Here is a 21,745-nt window from a genome sequence, read left to right as displayed (position 1 = left end):
ACAACACGTGTTGCGTTTGGCGACACCACTAACGCAACACGAGTCGCTTTCAAGCACCGGCATGGCGCGACGCGAGTCGCCTTCAAGCCGCCGGCTAACGCGACACGTGTTGCGTTACGACGGCTTTAACGCAACACGTGTCGCGTTTGGATCCGGTGGAACGGCGGTCGTGGTGGATGCCCGGCCTGGTGTGATGGGGTGGCGGTCATGAAGCTCGGTGTCGGGATCGGCTGGCGGCCGGAGATCGACCTCACGGTGGAGCAGCTCGACGTCGACTTCGTCGAGGTCGTGGCGGAGAACCTGCACGTGGGGCACCTGCCGGAGTCCGTGCTGCTGCTGCGCGAACGCGGCCTGCCCGTCCTGCCGCACGCCGTGTCGCTGTCGCTGGGCGGCGCGGACCCCGTCGACGCCGGCCGGGTCGCGCACCTCGGCGCGCTCGCCGAGGCCCTGGACGCCCCGTTCGTCAGCGACCACGTCTGCTTCGTGCGCGCGGGCGGCCTCGACTCCGGGCACCTGATGCCGCTGCCGCGCACCAAGGACGCGCTGGACGTGCTGGTGGCCAACGTGAAGGCCGCGCAGGCGGACCTGCCCGTGCCGCTGGCGCTGGAGAACGTGGCCGCCCTGCTGGAGTGGCCGGACGGCGAGCTGACCGAGGGCCAGTTCCTGGCCGACCTCGTGGAGCGCACCGACTGCCTGCTGCTGGTGGACGTGGCGAACCTCTACGCCAACGCCCGCAACCTGGGCACCGACGTGGGCCGGTTCCTGGACGAGATCCCGTTGGAGCGCTTGGCGTACGTGCACGTCGCGGGCGGCGAGGAGCACCACGGCGTCTACCACGACACGCACGCGCACGCGGTCCTGCCGGAAGTCCTCGACGTGCTGCGCCAGTTGCGCGAGCGGGTCGACCCGCCGGGCGTGCTGCTGGAACGGGACGACGACTACCCGGCCGACGCGGAACTGGCCGGTGAGCTGGCCGCGATCCGGGCGGTGCTGGCGTGACCGGGCCCCAGCGCGACCGGCTGGCGGCGGCGCAGGCCGAGCTGCTGCACGCGCTGATGGGCGACGGCCCGCCGCCGGAGGGGTTCGACCCGGAGCGGCTGCGGGTGGAGGCCCGGGCGTTGCTCAACAAGCGGCGCGGCATCGTGGCGGTGCTGCGCCCGGAGGTGGCGGCCGAGCTGGGCGAGCGCTTCCGGCCGCTGTTCGACGAGTACGCCCGCGCGCACCCGCGCCGGGTCGGCAGCCGGTTCCGGGAGGACGCGGCGGCGTTCGCCGAGTGGGCGACCGGGCGCGGCGAGCTGGCCCCGCCGAAGAAGCGGCGTTGGTGGCAGCGGGCAACCTGACCGCCGGGCCGTTCCGTCCCCTGGTCATGTGGAGACCACTGTTGGCCGTCCTGCTGTGCGTCCTGCTGGGCGTCACGGCCTGCGCAGCGCAGCCCGAGCGGCTGTGCACCGCGATGGCCGGGCCGGACGGCATCCAGCTGGAAGTCCGGCTCGGCGCGGCGCGCAGCGGCACGGTCGAGGTGTGCTGGGACGGCCGGTGCGTCGAGCCCCAGCTGTTCCTGAGCCCGCAGACCACGATCGCCGGCAGCACGTGCACGGGCACCGCGCCGGAGGACTCGTGTTCCGCGAGCGGTGTGCCGACCGGCCGGCAGGTGGGCTGGGCGTCGATCCCGGACCTGCCCGCGAAGCAGGTCACCGTGCGGTTGGAGCTGCTCGACGGGGCCGGTGCGACGGTGGTGGACCGGGAGCTGACGGCCACCGCGAAGCTGGTCCACCCCAACGGCCCGGACTGCGGCCCGGCGAGCCCGCTGCTGGCGCTGACGGTCGGCGAGGACGGCTCGGTGGTCCAGCAGCGCTAGCCCGGCGGACACGGGCCGATCAGCGGGTGCCTGCCGCCGTCCGGTCGGACTAGCGTCGGGCGGGTCCTGGGTTCCGGTCACTCCCGGTGCCGTCGCCGCGACCTCGGGTGACCAGGCCCCTCCGGCTGTGCGATCCGCCGCGCGCGGCACACCTCCGGGAGGTAGTTCCGTTGACACCCCCACGCGGGCGCGGCGCGTTGTGCGTCGTGCTGGCGCTGTTCGGCCTGGTCACGGCCGCAACGCCGGCGAACAGCAACCAGCCGGGCGGCGGCCCTGCGCACACCGACCCGGCGCACACCGGCCCGGTCGGCGGGCGGGCGGTCACCCTGGTCACCGGTGACCGGATCGTCCTGGACGGCGACCGGGTCGCCTCGGCGGCCGGCGGGCCGGGCCGGGAACGCGCCGTGTTCCACACCTTCCGCCGGGACGGCCACGTGCACGTGGTGCCGCGCGACGCGACCCGCGCCCTGGCGGAGGGCCGGCTCGACCCGAGGCTGTTCGACGTGACCGGGCTGCTGGAGGCCGGCTACGACCGCCGCGCGACGATCCCGCTGATCGTCGTCGGCGAGGCGGACCTGCCCCGGACGGCGTCGCTGGCCGCGGTCGGCGGGTTCGCGACCGAGGTGCCGGCGGACCGGGCGGCCGAGGCCTGGCGAACGCTCGTGTCGAGGGCGAGCGTGCGCAAGGTGTGGCTGGACGGGCTGCGCCGGCCGAGCCTGGACCGCAGCACCGCGCAGATCGGCGCGCCCGCCGCGTGGAGCGCGGGGCTGACCGGCAGGGGCGTCAAGGTGGCCGTGCTGGACACCGGGATCGACGGCACGCACCCGGACCTGGCGGGGCGGGTCGTCGCGAGGTCGAACTTCACCGAGGACGCCGAGACCACCGACACCATCGGCCACGGCACGCACGTCGCCGCCGCCATCGCGAGCCGGCACGCCAAGTACCGGGGCGTCGCGCCGGACGTGGACCTGCTCGACGGCAAGGTGTGCGTGGCCGGGGGCTGCCCGGAGTCGGCGATCCTGGCCGGGATGCAGTGGGCGGTCGGGCGGGGCGCGGCCGTGGTCAACCTCAGCCTCGGCGGCCCCGACACCCCGGACACCGATCCGCTGGAGGCGGCGGTGCAGGCGCTGTCCGCGCGGACGCTGTTCGTGGTCGCGGCGGGCAACTCGGGGCGGCCGGGCACCGTGTCCTCCCCCGGCAGCGCCGACGCCGCGCTGACCGTGGGCGCGGTGGACCGGGCGGACGGGATCGCGGAGTTCTCCAGTCGCGGCCCCCGGGTGGGCGACGGCGGGGTGAAGCCCGACGTGACCGCGCCGGGCGTGGACATCGCGGCGGCGAAGGCCGCGCGCGGCACCATCGGCACGCCCGTGGACGCGACGCACGTCGCGCTGTCCGGCACGTCGATGGCGACCCCGCACGTGACGGGGGCGGTGGCGCTGCTGGCCCAGCAGCACCCGGACTGGACCGGTGCGCGGTTGAAGGCGGCGCTGGTCGCGTCGGCCCGGCCGAACCCGGCGCTGACCGCGTTCGACCAGGGCGCGGGCCGGATCGACGTGGCCGGGGCGATCGGCACGTCGGTGACCGCGCAGCCCGCGAACGTGGCGCTGGGCTTGCAGAAGTGGCCGCACGACGACGACGTCCCGGTGACCAGGAACGTCGTCTACCGCAACTCCGGGACCGCCGCGTTGACGTTGCGGGCGACCGCCGAGGTCACCGCGCCGGACGGCAAGGCGAGCGATGTGGTCAAGGTGTCGCCGGCGGAGTTCACGGTGCCGGCGGGCGGTGAGGCGACGGTCGTGGTCACCGCCGACACGCGGCACGCGGCGACCGACGGCGTGTACGCGGGCGCGATCGTGGCGACCGGCGGTGCGACGCCGCTGCGCACCCCGGTGAGCGTGAACCGGGAGGTGGAGAGCTACGACGTGACGTTCCGGTTCGTGGACGCGGTGGGTCGTCCGGCGAAGGACTACTACGCCTCGGTCATCGGCTTGGAGAACGACACGTTCGTCTTCCTGTTCAGCGCGGACGGCAAGGTCTCGACGCGCGTCCCCAGGGGCGACTACTTCGTGGGCGCGGACGTCACCACCGACCGCAAGATCGCGCTGCTGCCCCACCCCGACCTGTCGGTCACGGCGGACACGACGGTGGTGCTGGACGCCCGGACCGCGCTGCCGGTGCGGATCACCGCGCCCGACACGGCGGCGGAGGAGGTGCTGGGCGACATCACCACGGCGCGGCGGCGCGGCGCCCGGTCGGCGAGCGTGACGACGGCGTTCCTGGGCGGGTTCGGCCCGGACGTGTCGATCGCCCACAACGGCCCGGTCCTGCCCGACGACCAGCTGACCGTGATGGTCGCCGCGCAGCAGAAGGGCACCCCGGTCGGGACGACACCGGTCTCCTACCGGTTCGCGTGGGCGCAGTACGGCCGGCTGCCGACCGGGTTCGCCCGCGCGGTGCCGGCCGCCGACCTGGCCGAGGTGCGCACGAGCTACGGCGCGGGCGCGGCGGGCTCGAAGTACGGGCACGTCGGCAACGCGTCCGCGCCGGACGGCGTCAACGGCTGGGGCTGGATGGCGGACGTGGCGGGCTCCTCGATCGACCGGGTGAGCGCCGAGGGCGTCGGCTGGAGCTGGGGTTTCCAGCAGACCGCCGCCGACGGCTCGACCGCGCTGTCGCTCAACGGCCCGCAGCGCGCCTACCGCGCGGGTTCCGCCGTCGAGGAGCGGTTCAACGACCCGGTGTTCTCGCCGGTGCTGCCGGCGGGCCGGGCGACCTGGCTGGCGCGCCGGGGCGACGAGATCGGGTTCGGGCTGCCGCTGTTCGGCGACGGCGCGGGCAACGGCGGCAGTTCGGCCGTGTCCTCGGCGCGCACCGCGCTGCTGCGCGACGGGGTGCTGGTCGGCGAGAACGGCCACCCGGCCAACGGCCTGTTCACGGTCCCCGGCGGCGCGGCCGGCTACCGGGTGGAGACCGAGGCGGCGCGGCCGGCGGGCGTGTCGGAGTTCGCGACCAAGGTCCGCGCGGCGTGGACGTTCCGCTCGGACACCGTGCCGGGCACCGAGTTCCGGCCGCTGCCGCTGACCGTCGTCCGGTTCGCGCCCGCGCTGTCGGCCGGCACCGCGCCGCGCGGCCGGGAGCTGCCGGTGCCGCTGGTGGTGCAGCGGCAGGCGGCGGACGGGCCGGTGCGGCTCGACGTCGAGGTGTCGTTCGACGACGGGTGGACGTGGTCGCCGGTGCCCGTCTCGGATGGCGTCGCGCGGGTCGCGAACCCGGACGCGGCCGGGTTCGCCTCGCTGCGGGTGACCGCGTCCGACCGGGACGGGAACACCGCCGAGCACACCGTGATCCGCGCGTACAAGATCGGCTGACGCGAGGGGTGCCCGGCTCGCCGGGCACTCTTCCGCACCAATCACACACCGTGCGTAACCCCCAAAACCCCCGATCCGGGGGGCAAAACATCCCTCAATGAGACGCTGATCTCACTCTGAGGGGTGGATAGCGTCGATGAGGTTGGGGGGCTTCGTCACTTCCGGTTAACCGCCGCCACCGGGTGTCGGGCGGCCTCCCGATCGCGCGTTCCACAGCGCGCACAACCAGATTCGGGAGGTATCTGTGTTGAGATCCGGAAAGCGTGGCGCGTGGGGGGCTGCCGCTCTGGCGGCCGGCCTGCTCGCCTCGGGGACGGCCGCGGCCACCGCCGCGCCCGGCCCGCACGACGCCGGCGCCCCGCCCGCCACCGCGGCGACGTCCACGGCCGTCACCCTCGTCACCGGAGACCGGGTCCTGTTCCGCGGCGACCGGCTGGAGTCGGTCGTCCCGGGCGAGGGCCGCGCGAACGCCCGGTTCCAGACCTACCGGCGCGACGGGCGGCTGCACGTCGTCCCGGTCGACGCCCTCGGTCCGCTCGGGCAGGGCAGGCTCGACCCGCGCCTGTTCGACGTGACCGGTCTCGCCGAGGCCGGCTACGACGACGCCCGGCGCGACGACGTGCCGCTGATCGTGACCGGCGACGCGGCCCGGCTGCGCGCCGCGTCCGGCCTGCGGGTCACCCACGACCTGCCGGCCGCCGGCGCGTTCGCCGCCCGCGCCGCCAAGGTCGGCGCGGCCGGCCTGTTCGACGCCCTCGTCGCCGACCCCGGCGTGGGCAAGGTGTGGCTGGACGGCATCCGGCGGACCAGCCTGGACCGCAGCGCCGCCCAGATCGGCGCGCCGACCGCCTGGAACGCCGGGTACACCGGCAAGGGCGTCAAGGTCGCCGTGCTGGACACCGGCGTGGACGCCGCGCACCCCGACCTCGCGGGCGTGGTGACCGGCAAGTCCAACTTCACCGAGGACCCCGACAACACCGACAACGTCGGCCACGGCACGCACGTCGCCGCCACCATCGCGAGCCGGCACGCCAAGTACCGGGGCATCGCGCCGGACGCCCAGATCCTCGACGGCAAGGTCTGCATCACCGGCGGCTGCGCCGAGTCCTGGATCCTCGCGGGCATCCAGTGGGCCGCCGACCAGGGCGCGAACGTGGTCAACCTGAGCCTGGGCGGCGGCGACACCCCGGAGGTCGACCCGCTGGAGGCGGCGATCAACCGGCTCTCCGCCGAGAAGGGCACCCTGTTCGTGGTGGCCGCGGGCAACGCCGGGCAGGCCGGCACCGTCTCCTCGCCGAGCACCGCGGACGCCGCGCTCAGCGTCGGCGCGGTCGAGCGGGACGACCGGCTCGCCCCGTTCTCCAGCAAGGGCCCGCGCGCCGGCGACGGCGGCATCAAGCCCGACATCACCGCGCCCGGCGTGGACATCGCCGCCGCCAAGTCCTCCACCGGCAGCATCGGCGCCCCGGTGGACGCCACGCACGTCGCGGTCTCCGGCACCTCGATGGCCACCCCGCACGTCGCGGGCGCCGCCGCCGTCCTGGCGCAGCAGCACCCGGACTGGACCGGCGCGCGGATCAAGGCGGCGCTCACCGCCTCCGCCAAGCACAACCCCGACCTGGGCGCGTTCGACCAGGGCTCCGGCCGGGTCGACCTGGCCAAGGCGATCACCACGTCGGTCACCACCGACCCGGTCAGCCTCGGCTTCGGGCTCCAGCAGTGGCCGCACGACGACGACGTGCCGGTCACCCGCGACCTCGTCTACCGCAACGCCGGCACCACCCCGGTCACCCTCGACCTCAAGGTGGAGGCGACCGGCCCGGACGGCAAGCCCGCCCCGGCCGGCGTGTTCAAGGTGAGCCGGAACCAGGTCACCGTCGCGGCCGGCGGCACCGCCGAGGTCACCGTCACCGGCGATTCGCGGGCGGGCACCCTCGACGGCGCCTACTCGGGCGCGGTCGTCGCGTCCAACGGCCTGCGCACCACGCTCGGCATCACCCGCGAGGTGGAGAGCTACGACGTGGTGCTGACCTACACCGACGCCGACGGCAAGCCCGCCGAGCTGGTCAGCAGCCTGCTCGCGGGCCTGGACAACAACACCTTCGCGTTCCCGACGCCGACCGCCGGCGTCGCGAAGGTCCGGGTGCCCAAGGGCGACTACTTCCTCTACAACAACGTGATCACCGGCACCGCCAAGTCCGCGCTGGTCGTGCAGCCGCTGCTCAAGGTGGCCGGCAACACCACGATCAACGCCGACGCCCGCACCGCCAAGCCGGTGCGGATCACCTACCCCGACCCGGCCACCGTCGAGCAGATCGGCGACATCGGGTTCAACCGCAGCTACGGCGGGCAGGCGCGGCTCGGCGTCGGCAGCATCTACTTCGGCGGGCTGGGTTCGGTGGGGCTGACCCACCTCGGCCCGCAGCTGCCCGCCGAGGAGTTCCACACCAGCGTCCACGCCGACGCCCAGGGCACGCCGGTCGGCGAGACCCCGGTCAACTACCGGGTCGCCTGGATCGAGTACGGCAAGGTGCCGGACGGGTTCACCCGCGTGCTCGGCAAGCGCGACCTGGCCAAGGTGGAGCAGCGGATCTTCCGGACCGCGCAGGGCCGGACCTACCGGTACGGCGGCATCCCGCTCGCGCCCGAGGGCGGCTCCGGCGGCACCCTGCTCACCGCGCCCGGACCGGACGGCCGGGCGATCGACTACATCACCACCCGGGGCCTGGTGTGGGACTGGATCGCGTTCCAGCTCGACGACGCGGGCCGGCTCCAAGGCAGGCAGTCCTCCGACGGGCACGAGTACCGCGCGGGCCGCGACTACCGGCAGCGCTACTTCCAGCCGGTGCTGTCCCCCCGCCTGTCCCCCACCGGGCAGCACGCGGCCCGGCTGGGCGACCAGATCGGGTTCGGCCTGTCGCTGTGGAGCGACCACGACGGCAACAGCGGTGACTTCACCGTGGCCTCCGCCCGCACCACCCTCTACCGCGACGGCGTGCAGGTCGGCGAGACCAAGAACCCCGCCAACGGCCTGTTCAAGGTCCCGCCGGGCAAGGCCGCGTTCAAGGTGGAGACCGAGGCGGTCCCGGTCGCGGGCGCGACCGCGTTCTCCACCAAGGTCTCGGGCGCGTGGACGTTCCGCTCGGACACCGTGCCGGGCACCAAGTACCAGCCCGTCGCGCTGACCGTGGTCAGGTTCGCGCCCGAGCTGGACGAGACGGGCGGCGCGCCCGCCGACAAGGTGCTGCGGGTGCCGCTGGAGGTGCGGCAGCAGGCGGGCGGCCCCGACGGCAAGGTCCGCAAGCTCGACGTCCAGGTGTCCTTCGACGACGGCAAGACGTGGAAGGACGTCCCGGTGACCGGGCGCGCCGCGCTGGTGCGCAACGGTGCCGCGGGCGGCTTCGCGTCGCTGCGGGTCAAGGGCTCGGACAGCGCCGGCAACACGTTCGAGCACACCGTGATCCGCGCTTACCGGATCGGGAAGTGAGCGGAGGGGGCGTCCCGCGCGGGACGCCCCCTCCCGGCGTCACGGCAGGTTGGTGACCAGCTCCGAGGCCGGGACCCGGGTCCCGGTGTAGAACGGGATCTCCTCGCGCACGTGCCGGCGCGCCTCGGTGCCGCGCAGGTGGCGCATCAGGTCCACGATCCGGTGCAGCTCGTCGGCCTCGAACGCCAGGATCCACTCGTAGTCGCCCAGCGCGAACGACGCCACCGTGTTCGCCCGCACGTCGGGGTAGTCGCGGGCTTCCTTGCCGTGGTCGGCGAGCATCTTGCGGCGGTCCTCGTCGGGCAGCAGGTACCACTCGTAGGACCGCACGAACGGGTACACGCAGATGTACTTGCGCGGCTCCTCGCCGGCCAGGAACGCCGGGATGTGGCTGCGGTTGAACTCCGCCGGCCGGTGCAGCGCGACCTGGCTCCACACCGGCACCGACGCGCGGCCCAGCGCGGTCCGCCGCAACCCCGTGTAGGCGGCCTGGACCTGCTCGATCTCCTCGGCGTGCCACCAGATCATGAAGTCGGCGTCGGCCCGCAGCCCCGCCACGTCGTACACCCCGCGCACCACCACGCCCTTGGCCGCCAGGCCGTCGAGGTACTCCTGCGCCTCGGCGGCGGCCGGGCCGCGGTCGTCGGGCAGCCGGCCGGGCTCGACCCGGAACACGGACCACATGGTGTAGCGGATGGTGTCGTTCAGCTCGGTGAAGTTCAGGCGGGCCATGCCCCCATCCTCTCACCCGGCGTCGCGCACCCGGCCGAGCACGTGTGCGGCGACACGGGCCGCCGCGGCGTCCCCGGTGGCGATGCACGCCGGGATGCCCACGCCGTGCAGGGTCGCGCCGGCGACCGCCAGGCCGGGCGCCCCGGCCACCGCGTCCTCGATGCCGCGCACCAGGTCGAGGTGGCCCACGCCGTACTGCGGCAGGCCGCCGCCCCAGCGGGTCACCGCGACGTCGACCGGCGCGGCGGTCACCCCGGTCAGCTCGGCCAGGTCGGCCCGGACCGCGGCGACCAGGTCTTCGTCGTCGCGTTGCAGCGACTCGACCTCGCCGTGCCGGCCGACGCTGCCGCGCACCAGCACCGGGCCGCCCGCCAGGTGCGCCCACTTGAGGCTGGAGAAGGTGAACGCCTTCGCGGTGAACGGGGTGCCGTCGGCGAACCGCTCGCCCTCGGCCAGCAGCACGCCGGAGCGCTGCGGCAGCACCGTGCCCGGCGGCAGCGCCAGCGCCACCACGGCCATCGAGGCCACCTCGACCTCGGCGAACCCCTTCGACGCGGCGGGCACCGCGGCGGCCAGCAGCTTGCGCGCGGCCGGCGCGGGCACGGCCAGCACGACGCCGTCCACGTCCAGGTGGGCGGGCGCGGAGGCGGAGCCGATCTCCAGCCGCCAGCCCTGCTCGCGGCGGGCCAGCCCGCGCACCGGCTGCCCCAGCCGGATCTGCGCGGCGGCCACCTCGGCCAGCCGCGCGACCAGCGTGGACAGCCCGCCGGTCAGGGTGCCGAACACGGGCGGCCGGCGGCCGTGCGGCTGCGGCGGCGCGGGCATGGTGGTCGCGGCGGCGGCGAGCAACGACCCGACGCCGGAGTCCAGCGCGCCGGCCAGCTGCGGCATGGTGGCGCGCAGCCCCAGCGCGTCCGGGCGGCCCGCGTAGACCCCGCCCAGCAGCGGCCCGACCAGCCGGTCGCCCACCTCGGGCCCGAACCGCTCGCGCAGCAGCGCGCCCACCGCGACGTCCGCGCCGTCGAGTTCGATCGGCGGCAGCGCCGGTTCGGCGGCCACCCGGCGCAGCCCCTCGGCGCTGAGCACCTGGCGGACCGCCTCCACCGACGCGGGCACGCCCAGCACGGTGTGCGCGGGCACCGGGCGGACCTGTCCGCCGGCCCGGATCGTCGCGGGCACGCCGGTCGGGTGCACCAGCCGGTCGGCCAGGCCCAGTTCGGCGACCAGCTCGGCGGCTTCCGGCCGGCGGTGCAGGAACGCCTCCGCGCCCACGTCGTAGGCCGACCCGCCGACCTCGCCGGTGCGCAGCTTGCCGCCCAGCCGGGAGGTCTGCTCCAGGACCGTGATCCGGGCCCGCGCGCCGAGCAGGCAGCGCAGCCGGTGCGCGGCGACCAGGCCGGAGATCCCGCCCCCGACCACCGCGACGTGGAGCGGTCTCATCGTGCCCGGTGCACCCACTCGACGGCCCGGGTGATCGCGTCCGGATCGGTGTCCGGCAGCACGCCGTGGCCGAGGTTGAAGATGTGCCCGGCCGCGGCCCGGCCCTCCTCGACGATGCGGTCGATCTCGCGGCGCAGCGCGGTGTCGCCCGCGAACAGCAGCGCCGGGTCCAGGTTGCCCTGCACGACCGGCTTGGGCAGGTGCGGCGCGGCGGCCTCCAGCCGGCGCACGGCCACGTCCAGCGGGGTGCGCCAGTCGACGCCGACGACGTCCGCGCCCGCCTCGCGCATCGCGGGCAGCAGCTCGCCGGTGCCCACGCCGAAGTGGATGCGCGGCACGGTGGTCACGCTCTCCAGCACGCGGGTGGAGTGCGGCAGCACGAACTCGCGGTAGTCGCGCTCGGACAGCGCGCCCGCCCACGAGTCGAACAGCTGCACCGCCTTGACCCCCGCCGCCACCTGCACCCGCAGGAACTCGGCGGTCAGGTCGGCGACCCGGCCCAGCAGCGCGTGCCACAGCTCCGGGTCGGCGTGCATGAGCGCCTTGGTGCGCTCGTGGTTCTTGCTCGGCCCGCCCTCGACCAGGTAGGACGCCAGCGTGAAGGGCGCGCCCGCGAACCCGATCAGCGGCACGTCGCCCAGCCGGTCGTCGAGCAGCGCGATCGCGTCCGCGACCGGCTGGAGCTGCTCGGCCCGCAGCACGGGCAGCGCGTCCACGTCGGCGCGGCCGGCGATCGGCTTGGCCACGACCGGGCCGGTGCCGGGCACGATGTCGAGGTCGACACCGGCCGCCTTGAGCGGCACCACGATGTCGGAGAACAGGATCGCGCCGTCCACGTCGTGCCGGCGGACGGGCTGGAGCGTGATCTCGCAGACCATCTCCGGGTCCAGGCACGCGTCGAGCATCGAGGTGCCCTCGCGCAGCTTGCGGTACTCCGGCAGGGACCGCCCCGCCTGCCGCATGAACCAGACCGGGGTGCGCGCCGGGACGCCGCCGCGCGCGGCGACCAGCAGAGGTGCGGTGGTGTTGTCGCTCATCTCGCTTTCCATGCTCCCACGACGAGTCGGCCGCCCGGTGCCCGGTCCCGGCGCGCCGCGCTCACTTAACGAGGTTTAGGGGCATACAGTCCGTGGTGTGACCGGACTGGCGGCGGAGCCCGAACTGTTCCGGCGGGCGGTGGCGACGCTCAAGTCGGTGCGAACCCGACCCGAGCTGGAGCCGACCGAGGTGCGCCCGCCACAGCGCTTGGCGCCCTGGGCGTTCGCGCTGACCGCGGAGGCCACCGGCCCGTCGGACGAGCTGTCGACCGGGCGGCTGGTGCTGCTGCACGACCCGGACGGCGTCGAGGCGTGGTCCGGGGTGTTCCGGCTGGTGGCCTACGTGCGGGTGGAGCTGGACCCGGAGCTGGCCGCCGACCCGCTGCTGCCCGAGGTCGGGTGGTCGTGGCTGGTCGAGGCGCTGGAGCTGGCCGGCGCGGGGTTCCTGGCGCTGGGCGGCACGGTGACCCAGACCTCGTCCGCGCGGTTCGGCGACATCGCGGGCCCGGCCCGCACCGACGACCTGGAGCTGCGCGCCTCGTGGACCGCGCGCGACGCCGAACTGGCCGCGCACGGCACGGCGTTCTACGAGGTCATGGCCACCGCCGTCGGCCTGCCGCCGGTCGGCGTGAGCACCCTGCGCTAGCCGCGACCCCGCCGGGGCCGGTGCCCGACGCGGTCGCGGCGGTCGATCAGCCGTCCCGGTCGCCGTCGTTGTCGCGCAGCACGCGCAGCGCGTTCGCCCCGGCGAGCTTGGTGCAGTCCGCTTCGCTCCACCCGCGTTCCAGCAGCGCCCCGATCAGGTTCGGGTAGGTGGAGACGTCGGCCAGGCCCTCGGGCTGGGACGGCACGCCGTCGTAGTCGCCGCCGAGCCCGATGTGGTCGATCCCGGCGACCTCGCGCGCGTGCTCGACGTGCGCGACGACGTCGTCCAGCGTCGCCGTGGGCGCCTCGACCTCCCACGTGCGCGCGAACCGCTCGCGCTCCCGCAGGTCGTTGTGCGGCTTCCCGGCGGCGGCCATGGCGTCCCTGAGCCGCCGGTCCCACGCCACGTGGGCGGCCGAGACGAACGACGGCACGAAGGTCACCATGCACACGCCGCCGTTGCCCGCCAGGCGCTCCAGCACGGCGTCGGGCACGTTGCGCGGGTGGTCGGAGACCGCGCGGCAGGACGAGTGGGTGAACAGCACCGGCCTGGTCGACGCGTCCAGCGCGGCGTTCATGGTGGTCTCGGCGACGTGCGAGAGGTCGACGATCATCCCGACCCGGTTCATCTCCCGCACGACCTCGACGCCGAACGGCGTGAGCCCGCCGTGCTCGGGGGTGTCGGTGGCCGAATCGGCCCACGGCGTGTTCTCGTTGTGAGTGAGCGTCATATAACGGACGCCGAGCCGGCGCAGCGCCCGCAGCGCGCCCAGCGACGAGTTGATGCTGTGCCCGCCCTCGGCCCCCAGCAGGGAGGCCGTCCGGCCGGACCGGAACACCTCCTCGGCCTCGTCGGCGGTCGTGGCGAAGCCCAGGACGTCCGGGTAGGCGGCGCACAGCTCCCGGACCAACTCCACCTGCTCCAGCACGGCGGTCACGGCTGCGTCGCCCGCGAGGGCGCACGGGACCCACACGGACCAGAACTGCATCCCCAACCGGCCCTGCCGAGACCGCAAAAAGTCGGTTTGGAGCGCGGGCTGGAGTACCCGGAGGTCCACCTGTCGGGCACCTGAAGACCAGTCGACGGGCGTTGACTTTTCACCGATTTGGGAGGCGAGGAGGAGTTCCCGGAGGGCCCAGGGGAGGTCGTTGTGACCGTCGACGAGGGGCACGCGGGCCAGCAGATCCTCGGCCCGGCCTCGAAGTGTGGTGCTCGCCACCGGCAACTCCTATGTGTCGTCGTGAGAGGAACTCGCGTTACGCCCACTATCCAGTTGTCAGCCGATCGTGTGACAACAGGGGCCATCAGTGACAACTCATTCGGGATAGATACCCGATTGATCGTCCCGTAGACCCGCTTGGGCGGCTACGCTGCCCCAGACGACACCACTTTCGGTCGATCAGTGGCGCGGCTGATTGGACGAAAGTCCCGGTGCCGGTCGGGGGGCACGACCGACTCCAGGGAGGTAGTGACGTGGCTGCCGTCGGCTTAGGTCAGGCCGTTCGTACCACGCCAGCCGGCTCGTTGCCGGCGAACATGGTCCCGCACCCGCGGGAGGAGCTTTTTTCAGTGCTGGTGGTCGACGACCACCCACTGCTGAGGGAGGCGATATCGGCTCGGCTCACCCAGATGGGAGCCGGGACAGTGCATGAGGCGGCTTCGGTCGCGGAGGCTCGGGCGCGGGCACTCGCAACCGGACCGTGCGATCTCGCGATCCTCGATCTGGGTCTGCCGGATGGCACCGGCATCGACCTGGTCACGGAACTCCGTGCCCAGGGCTGGCCCCGCATCGTGGTCCTCGCATCCTCCGACGACCCCTACGCGGTCAGGTCGGCCTTCCAGGCGGGCGCCCAGGCGTACCTCCTGAAGTCCGCCTCGCCGATGGTGGTCACCGACGGGGTGCGCAGGGTTCTCGACGGCGGCGTCTACGCAGATCCGAGCGTCGCGCCCGTGCTTGCCGCGGGCACCCGCGTGCCGGGCACCGACAACACGCCGCGGGAGCTTTCCGCGCGTGAGGTCGAGGTCCTCCAGCTGGTCGCCGATGGCCAGAGCAACAAGGAGATCGGCGAAGCGCTCAGCCTTTCCGCGCTGACGGTGAAGTCTCACCTGTCGCGGATCGGGCGCAAGCTGGGCACCGGGGATCGGGCTCAGATGGTCGCGCTGGCCATGCGTGCCGGCGTGATCCGCTGACCGGGTCGCCACACTGAACGGGCCGAACACACCCGCGAGTGGTGCGTTCGTCGTAGGGTCTTCCGCCGTGGACGTACCCTCCGACGAGCCAACCGAACCAACCGGAGCTGATCCGGTCCCGCTGACGGAACCCGCTGATGGGGTTCCGCCGGTGGTGGCCGACGCTCAGGCGCTCCGGCGTGCCGCTGACGCGCTCGCCGGAGCGACCGGTCCGGTTGCGGTGGACACCGAGCGAGCCTCGGGATACCGCTACTCGCAACGCGCTTACCTGGTGCAACTGCGCCGGGCAGGTGCCGGGACCGTGCTGGTCGACCCGATCGCCCTGGGCGGTCGGCTCGACCCGCTGGTCGCGGCGCTGGACGGGACAGAGTGGGTGTTGCACGCGGCGTCCCAGGACCTGCCGTGCCTCGCCGAACTCGACCTGCGTCCGAGCGTGCTGTTCGACACCGAGCTGGCGGGCAGGCTGGCCGGTTTCGAGCGGGTGGCGCTGGGCACGCTCGTGGAGCGTTTGCTCGGCTATCGGCTGGAGAAGGGGCACGGTGCGGCCGACTGGTCGCGCCGTCCCCTTCCCGCAGACTGGTTGAACTACGCCGCCTTGGACGTCGAGCTGCTCGTGGAGCTGCGCGACGTGCTGGAGGCGGAGCTGAAGAAGCAGGGCAAGCTCGAATGGGCCCTGGAGGAGTTCGAGGCGGCCCGCACGGCCCCGCTGCCCAAACCGAGGGCCGAGCCGTGGCGGCGCACCTCGGGCATCCACCGCATCCGCAGCCCGCGCCAGCTCGCCGCCGTGCGCTCCCTCTGGGAGACCCGCGATGCGCTGGCCCGGGAACGCGACATCGCGCCCGGCCGGGTGCTGCCGGACAGCGCGCTGGTCGAGGCCGCCGTCCGCAACCCGCCCGACGAGGCAGGCCTGCTGGCCCTGCCGGTGTTCCGGGGCCGGGCGCAGCGGCGCATGGTCGCCGTCTGGCTGGGCGCGCTGCAACGCGCCGCCGCCCTGCCGCGCGCCGAACTGCCGGAGTCCGCCCAGCAGCACGACGGGCCGCCGCCGGCGAACCGGTGGTCGGACAAGGACCCGGCCGCGGCCGCCCGGCTGGCCGCCGCCCGCACCGCGCTGACCGCCGTGGCCGAGGCGAACACCCTGCCGGTGGAGAACCTGCTGCTGCCCGACCTGGTCCGGCGCACGTGCTGGCAGCCGCCGGCGGACACCTCGACCGGGTCGGTGGCCGCCGTGCTGCGCGAGGGCGGTGCCCGCAACTGGCAGGTCGAACTCACCGCGCGGCCGCTGTCCGAGGCGCTGTCCGCGCCGACCCCCCCGAACTGATCAACGCGGGCCGCCCGATCCGGGCGGCCCGCCCGGTTCAGTCGTCCTCGACGCACTCCTGCCCGGCCCGGCCCGGCTCGCGCTCGAACGGGTCGCGGCGCATCGACAGCTCGCGGCGGGCCAGCCGGCGCACGGCGGCCAGCGCCGCGTCGCCCAGCACGGTCCCGACGGCGACGATCTCCATCGCGGCGTCCTTGGTGGGCGCGGTCATCACGTAGTCGAGGTCCTGCGCGGCCAGCGGCTCGCACGCCCGCGCGTAGCCGTCGAGCTGGTCGGGGAACGACGCCATCCCGATGTCCCGCGCGCTGGCCAGCACGGCCACCAGCGACTGGAACGCGTCCGAGCGGGGCCGGTAGCCCCACCCCTGCCGGGCGACGAACTCCCGCGCCTGCTCGTGCGCCACCTCGTCGTCGGAGGACACGCCGGTCCCGACGACGGCGGTCTCCACCGTCCCCATCGCCTTGTGCAGGGACTTCTCCGGGTCCTCCAGCGCGCCCAGCACGTCGCGCACGGCCGCGATGGACAGCCCGCCGACCTCCACCAGCGCGCGCACCAGCCGCAGCCGGTGCAGGTGCGCCTCGCCGTAGCGGGCCTGGTTGGGACTGGTCAGCTCGCCGGCCGGGAGCAGACCCTCCCGCAGGTAGTACTTGATCGTCGGCACGGGCACGCCGGTCCGGCGGCTCAACTCGGCGATGCGCATGGCCCTCTTCCCTGGACGGCCCCCAGTATGGATACTGTGCCTATCCGATAGTAGAAAGTGTTGCTATCCATCCTAGGAGACGCCCGTGCCCCGCTTCCTCAAGTGGCACCCGCCACTGGCCGTGTTCACCCTGCTCATGTCCGCCGTCACCCTCGTCTCGCTGGCGGGTCTGGTCCTGGACGACCGCATTCTGGTGGGATCCCCGATCTGGCTCAAGCCGCTCAAGTTCGGCATCTCGCTCGCGCTCTACGGCGCCACCCTGGCCTGGATGCTGACCTTCGCCACCCGGCTGCGGCGCACCGCGTGGTGGGCCGGCACCGCCGTCGCGGTCGGCGGCACCGTCGAGATGACGATCATGGTCGGCCAGGTGCTGCGCGGCAAGCAGAGCCACTTCAACGGCACCACCCCGTTCGACGCGGCGCTCTACCAGGCCATGGCGGTCACCATCGCCGCGGTCTGGGTCATGCACGCGGTGATCTCGGTGGCCCTGCTGCGCTCGAAGTTCGCCGACCGCACGGCCGGCCTGGCGGTCCGCCTGGGCCTGCTGCTCGGCCTGGCCGGGCTCGCCCTGGGCATGCTGATGACCAGCCGGAGCACCGGCATCGCGGGCGTCGTCGGCGCGCACACCGTCGGCCTGCCCGACGGCGGCCCGTACCTGCCGGTCACCGGCTGGAGCACGGCCGGCGGCGACCTGCGGGTGCCGCACTTCGTCGGCATCCACGCCCTGCAGGTGATCCCGCTGCTCACCCTGGCCTTCGGCCGGCGGGCGACCCCGAGACTGGTGTGGGTGCTGACGCTGTCCTACGCGGGCCTGGTGGCGCTGGTGCTGTGGCAGGCGCTGCGCGCCCAGCCGCTGTTCCGCCCGGACGCGACCACGCTGATCGCACTGCTGGGCCTCGCCGTGGCGACCGTCGCCGCGACGGGGTGGGCGCTGCGCGGACGTCCCGCGCCGTCCGAGCCCGTCAAGGAGGCCGTGGCCGCATGACCGAGTCCCTGTTCGAGATCACGTTCTGGCTGACCGTCCCGTTCTGGGCCCTGATGGTCTTCGCGCCGAAGTGGCGTGCGACGTCGCGGATCATGTCGTCGCCGTTGATCGCCTTACCGCCTCTCGTGGTGTACACGGCGCTGGTCGTCGGGCACCTGCCACGACTGTGGGCCACCATGAGCAGTCCGGACCTGGACACGTTGAGGGAGTTCCTGAACACGACATGGGGCGCGTCGGCGGTGTGGGCGCAGGTGATCGCGTGGGACCTGCTGATCGGCGCCTGGATGTACCGGGAGAGCCGGCGACTGGGCCTGCACCCGCTGCTGATGGGGCCGCTGCTGGTGTTCACGATCATCCTCTCCCCGTTCGGGTTCGCGCTGTTCCTGGCCATCAGGGCGTTCTGTGACACACCCGACAGGGCGACCACGGTGGTTACCGATGAGTAACATGGGCTAGAGTTGTGGTTACCGATCGGTAGGAGTCGCGACCCCCGGCCGGTGGATCGAAACGTCACCACAAGTGGAGGAGACGCCGTGGCCGCACCAGTAGCGCCGGCACGCGTTCGAAACGTGGTCTTCGTGGACGGCGTGCGCACGCCGTTCGGCAAGGCCGGCCCCAAGGGAATCTTCGCGGAGACGCGTGCCGACGACCTGGTGGTCAAGGTGATCCGCGAACTGCTGCGGCGCCACCCCGAACTGCCGCCGGAGCGGGTGGACGAGGTCGCCATCGCGGCCACCACCCAGATCGGCGACCAGGGCCTGACCATCGGCCGCACCGCGGCGCTGCTGGCGGGCCTGCCCAAGTCCGTGCCCGGCTACTCCGTCGACCGGATGTGCGCGGGCGCCATGACCGCCGTGACCACGGCCGCGAGCGGCATCGCGTTCGGCGCGTACGACGTGGTCATCGCGGGCGGCGTCGAGCACATGGGCCGGCACCCGATGGGCGAGGGCGTCGACCCCAACCCGAGGTTCCTGTCCGACAAGATCGTCGACCCGTCCGCGCTGGTCATGGGCTCCACGGCGGAGAACCTGCACGACCGGTTCCCGGCCATCACCAAGGACCGCACCGACGCCTACGCGGCGGCGTCGCAGGCCAAGTACGCCGACGCGGTGAAGAACGGCAAGATCGGCCCGGAGTTCGTGCCGGTCGCCACCCGCTCGGCCGAGCACGGCTGGGGCCTGGCCACCGCCGACGAGCCGCCCCGCCCCGGCACCACCGTCGAGGACCTGGCCAAGCTCAAGACGCCGTTCCGCCCGCACGGCCGGGTCACCGCGGGCAACGCGGCCGGCCTCAACGACGGCGCGACCGGCTGCATCCTGGCCGACGAGCAGACCGCGGGCGAACTCGGCCTGCCGGTCGGCATGCGCCTGGTCGGCTACTCGTTCCTGGGCGTCGAGCCCGAGGTGATGGGCATCGGCCCGGTGCCCGCGACGGAGAAGGCCCTCAAGCGCGCCGGCCTGACCATCGACGACATCGGCCTGTTCGAGATCAACGAGGCGTTCGCCGTGCAGGTGCTCGCCTTCCTCGACCACTTCGGCATCGCCGACGACGACCCCCGGGTCAACCAGTGGGGCGGCGCGATCGCCACCGGCCACCCGCTCGCCTCGTCCGGCGTGCGGCTGATGACCCAGCTGTCCCGGCAGTTCGCCGAGCGCCCGGACGTGCGCTACGGCATCACCACCATGTGCATCGGCATCGGCATGGGCGGCACGGTCATCTGGGAGAACCCCCACTGGAACGGAGACGCCAAGTGACCACGTTGACCGCCGACGAGGCCAAGGCCCTCTTTCCCGACGAGGTCGTCACGGTCGCGCGCACGCGGCTGATCACCGTGCCGGGCGTGACCGGGCAGGTCGCCCTGATCACCCTGGACAACGGCCACGACCACACCCGCCCGTCCACGTTCGGCCCGCAGTCGCTGGTCAGCCTGGACGCGGCGTTCGACGAGGCCGTCGCGGCGGTGCCGGCCGCGATCGCGGTGACCGGCAAGCCGTTCGTCTTCGCGGTGGGCGCGGACCTGACCGCCGTGGAGAACGCGTCCGGCCGCGACCAGGCGCTGGCCATCGGCAGGCTCGGCCACGACGTGTTCCGCCGGTTCACCGAGTCGACCGTGCCGACCTTCGCCTTCGTCAACGGCGCGGTCATGGGCGGCGGCCTGGAACTGGCGCTGTCCTGCCACTACCGGACCCTGGCGTCCAACGCGGCGGCCATCGCGCTGCCCGAGGTGTTCCTGGGCCTGTTCCCGGCCTGGGGCGGCACCCAGCTGCTGCCGAACCTGATCGGCGCGCACGACGCGGTCACCGTGATCTTCGAGAACGCGCTGAACCAGAACCGGATGCTCAAGCCGGAGCAGGCGCTGGCCCTGGGCATCGCGGACGTGCTGTTCGACTCGGCGGACTACCTGGAGCAGTCGCTGCTGTGGCTGGCCTCGGTGGTGCGCGGCGACGTCACGCCGGCCCGCCGCGAGATCGACCGCGGCGAGGCGTGGGACGCGGCCGTGGCCCGTGCCCGCGCGATCGTGGACGGCAAGACCAAGGGTGCCGCGCCGGGCGCCCTGCGGGCCCTGGAGATGCTGGAACTGGCCCGCGCCGACGACCTCGACGCGGGCTACGCGGCCGAGACCGAGGCGCTGGCCGACGTCGTGATGAGCGACGAGCTGCGGGCCGGGCTGTACTCGTTCAACCTGGTGCAGAAGCGGGCCAAGCGGCCGGCGGGCGCGCCGGACAAGTCGTTGGCGCGCAAGGTCACCAAGGTCGGCATCGTCGGCGCGGGCCTGATGGCCTCGCAGATGGCGCTGCTGTTCGCGCGGCGGCTGGAGGTGCCGGTCGTGCTGACCGACGTCGACCAGGCCCGGCTGGACAAGGGCGTCGGCTACGTGCACGGCGAGGTCGACAAGCTGCTGGCCAAGGGCCGTGTGTCGGCGGACCAGGCGAACCGGCTCAAGGCGCTGGTGACCGGGTCGCTGGACAAGGCGGCGTTCGCCGACGCGGACTTCGTGATCGAGGCCGTGTTCGAGGACCTGGACGTCAAGCGGAAGGTGTTCGCCGAGGTCGAGGAGTTCGTCTCGGCCGAGGCGGTGCTGGCCACCAACACCTCCTCGCTGTCGATCACCGACATGGCGGCGGGCCTCAAGCACCCCGAGCGGGTCGTGGGCTTCCACTTCTTCAACCCGGTGGCGGTCATGCCGCTGCTGGAGATCGTCCGCGCCGGGCAGACCGACGACGCGACGCTGGCCACCGCGTTCGCCGTGGGCAAGCAGCTCAAGAAGTCGTCCGTGCTGGTCAAGGACGCGCCCGCGTTCGTGGTCAACCGGCTGCTGACCCGGTTCATGGGCGAGGTCGTCAAGTCCGTCGACGAGGGCACCCCGTTCGAGGTGGCCGACAAGGCGACCGAGCCGCTGGGCCTGCCGATGTCGCCGCTGGTGCTGCTGCAGCTGGTCGGCGCGCCGGTCGCGCTGCACGTCGCGGAGACCATGCACGGCGCGTTCCCGGACCGGTTCGCCGTGTCGGAGAACATGAAGGCGTTCGTCGCGGCGGGCAAGAACGCCGTGTGGCAGTGGGACAGCACCGGCAAGCAGACGGTGGACCCCGAGGTGCAGGCGCTGTGGCGGTTCGGCGACCGGCCGTTGACCGGTGAAGAGGTCAAGGCGCGCGCGCTGGAGGCGCTGGCCGAGGAGATCCGGCTGATGCTCGACGAGGGCGTGGTGGCCGAGGCGCAGGACATCGACCTGTGCATGATCCTCGGCGCCGGCTGGCCGTTCTGGCTGGGCGGCATCACCCCGTACCTCGACCGGTCGGGCATCTCCGAGAAGGTGACGGGCAGGCGGTTCCTCGCCCCGGGCGTGGCCTCCGTGCCCGCCTGACCCCGCGTTCGGCCCGCGGCGCGCCCGGTTTCCCCCAGGGGAGGCCGGGCGCGCTGCGTCACGGGCGGGTAACCCGAGCGTGTGCTCTCACTGGCGCACCCGGGTGAGCAATGCTCATACCA

General features: G+C 73.6%; 17 protein-coding genes. 12 read left to right on the top strand and 5 right to left on the bottom strand.

Annotated features, from left to right (window positions below; all coding sequences use genetic code 11):
- The first annotated feature begins 207 nt into the window (after positions 1-207).
- The 5 genes from AC0HI0_RS45310 to AC0HI0_RS45290 all read left to right on the top strand — a co-directional run bounded on the left by AC0HI0_RS45310 (position 208) and on the right by AC0HI0_RS45290 (position 8,713).
- The gene (locus AC0HI0_RS45310; RefSeq protein ID WP_480929626.1) at positions 208-999 is read left to right on the top strand and encodes an MbnB/TglH/ChrH family RiPP precursor modification enzyme; all 792 of its coding nucleotides are present in this window, start codon (positions 208-210) and stop codon (positions 997-999) included.
- Positions 996-1,340 carry an SCO6045 C-terminal-like domain-containing protein gene (locus tag AC0HI0_RS45305; RefSeq protein ID WP_480929625.1) on the top strand — a complete coding sequence of 115 codons (345 nt, stop codon included), beginning with the start codon at positions 996-998 and terminating at the stop codon, positions 1,338-1,340. Before AC0HI0_RS45310 ends, AC0HI0_RS45305 begins: the two co-directional genes overlap by 4 nt.
- 41 nt (positions 1,341-1,381) lie before the next feature.
- Positions 1,382-1,858, top strand: coding sequence for a hypothetical protein (locus AC0HI0_RS45300; protein WP_480929624.1), 477 nt, complete (start codon positions 1,382-1,384; stop codon positions 1,856-1,858).
- 170 nt (positions 1,859-2,028) lie between these two features.
- Entirely contained in the window at positions 2,029-5,226 is a 3,198-nt protein-coding gene (locus tag AC0HI0_RS45295) for a S8 family serine peptidase (RefSeq protein WP_480929623.1), read from the top strand.
- A gap of 244 nt (positions 5,227-5,470) precedes the next feature.
- On the top strand, positions 5,471-8,713 hold the full coding sequence (locus AC0HI0_RS45290) for a S8 family serine peptidase (RefSeq protein ID WP_480929622.1): 3,243 nt from the start codon (positions 5,471-5,473) through the stop codon (positions 8,711-8,713).
- A gap of 39 nt (positions 8,714-8,752) precedes the next feature.
- Here the strand turns inward: AC0HI0_RS45290 and hemQ are convergent, their stop codons facing one another.
- The 3 genes from hemQ to hemE are packed head-to-tail and all read right to left on the bottom strand — an operon-like array spanning position 8,753 to position 11,934.
- Positions 8,753-9,445, bottom strand: a complete 693-nt coding sequence (gene hemQ, locus AC0HI0_RS45285) for a hydrogen peroxide-dependent heme synthase (protein ID WP_480929621.1) — start codon at positions 9,443-9,445, stop codon at positions 8,753-8,755.
- A 12-nt stretch (positions 9,446-9,457) separates the two neighbouring features.
- On the bottom strand, positions 9,458-10,885 hold the full coding sequence (hemG, locus tag AC0HI0_RS45280; RefSeq protein ID WP_480929620.1) for a protoporphyrinogen oxidase: 1,428 nt from the start codon (positions 10,883-10,885) through the stop codon (positions 9,458-9,460).
- Positions 10,882-11,934, bottom strand: coding sequence for a uroporphyrinogen decarboxylase (gene hemE, locus AC0HI0_RS45275; protein WP_480929619.1), 1,053 nt, complete (start codon positions 11,932-11,934; stop codon positions 10,882-10,884). The genes hemG and hemE overlap by 4 nt, the downstream gene beginning before the upstream one ends.
- An 85-nt stretch (positions 11,935-12,019) precedes the next feature.
- On the opposite strand from hemE, the gene AC0HI0_RS45270 reads away from it, so the two are divergent.
- Positions 12,020-12,568, top strand: a complete 549-nt coding sequence (locus tag AC0HI0_RS45270; RefSeq protein ID WP_480929618.1) for a DUF3000 domain-containing protein — start codon at positions 12,020-12,022, stop codon at positions 12,566-12,568.
- 46 nt (positions 12,569-12,614) lie between these two features.
- Here the strand turns inward: AC0HI0_RS45270 and AC0HI0_RS45265 are convergent, their stop codons facing one another.
- Entirely contained in the window at positions 12,615-13,787 is a 1,173-nt protein-coding gene (locus tag AC0HI0_RS45265) for a dipeptidase (RefSeq protein ID WP_480929617.1), read from the bottom strand.
- 254 nt (positions 13,788-14,041) lie between these two features.
- Between AC0HI0_RS45265 and AC0HI0_RS45260 the strand changes: the two genes are divergently transcribed.
- Together AC0HI0_RS45260 and AC0HI0_RS45255 are read left to right on the top strand one after the other, a co-directional pair.
- The gene (locus AC0HI0_RS45260) at positions 14,042-14,758 is read left to right on the top strand and encodes a response regulator (RefSeq protein ID WP_015099292.1); all 717 of its coding nucleotides are present in this window, start codon (positions 14,042-14,044) and stop codon (positions 14,756-14,758) included.
- Positions 14,759-14,825: 67 nt separating this feature from the next.
- Positions 14,826-16,076 carry an HRDC domain-containing protein gene (locus tag AC0HI0_RS45255; protein ID WP_480929616.1) on the top strand — a complete coding sequence of 417 codons (1,251 nt, stop codon included), beginning with the start codon at positions 14,826-14,828 and terminating at the stop codon, positions 16,074-16,076.
- Between the two features lie 37 nt (positions 16,077-16,113).
- Here AC0HI0_RS45255 and AC0HI0_RS45250 read toward each other — a convergent pair whose 3' ends face one another.
- Entirely contained in the window at positions 16,114-16,776 is a 663-nt protein-coding gene (locus AC0HI0_RS45250; protein ID WP_480929615.1) for a MerR family transcriptional regulator, read from the bottom strand.
- Positions 16,777-16,861: 85 nt separating this feature from the next.
- On the opposite strand from AC0HI0_RS45250, the gene AC0HI0_RS45245 reads away from it, so the two are divergent.
- The 4 genes from AC0HI0_RS45245 to AC0HI0_RS45230 all read left to right on the top strand — a co-directional run bounded on the left by AC0HI0_RS45245 (position 16,862) and on the right by AC0HI0_RS45230 (position 21,623).
- On the top strand, positions 16,862-17,761 hold the full coding sequence (locus AC0HI0_RS45245) for a hypothetical protein (RefSeq protein WP_480929614.1): 900 nt from the start codon (positions 16,862-16,864) through the stop codon (positions 17,759-17,761).
- Entirely contained in the window at positions 17,758-18,207 is a 450-nt protein-coding gene (locus tag AC0HI0_RS45240; protein ID WP_480929613.1) for an ABA4-like family protein, read from the top strand. Before AC0HI0_RS45245 ends, AC0HI0_RS45240 begins: the two co-directional genes overlap by 4 nt.
- An 87-nt stretch (positions 18,208-18,294) precedes the next feature.
- Positions 18,295-19,515, top strand: coding sequence for a thiolase family protein (locus tag AC0HI0_RS45235; RefSeq protein ID WP_480929612.1), 1,221 nt, complete (start codon positions 18,295-18,297; stop codon positions 19,513-19,515).
- Positions 19,512-21,623, top strand: a complete 2,112-nt coding sequence (locus AC0HI0_RS45230; RefSeq protein WP_480929611.1) for a 3-hydroxyacyl-CoA dehydrogenase NAD-binding domain-containing protein — start codon at positions 19,512-19,514, stop codon at positions 21,621-21,623. Before AC0HI0_RS45235 ends, AC0HI0_RS45230 begins: the two co-directional genes overlap by 4 nt.
- Positions 21,624-21,745 lie beyond the last annotated feature (122 nt).

It is taken from the genome of Saccharothrix sp. NBAS 001, assembly GCF_056640475.1.
The sequence above is the reverse complement of the archived record's forward strand: the minus strand, read 5'-3'. Positions and strand labels throughout refer to the sequence as shown.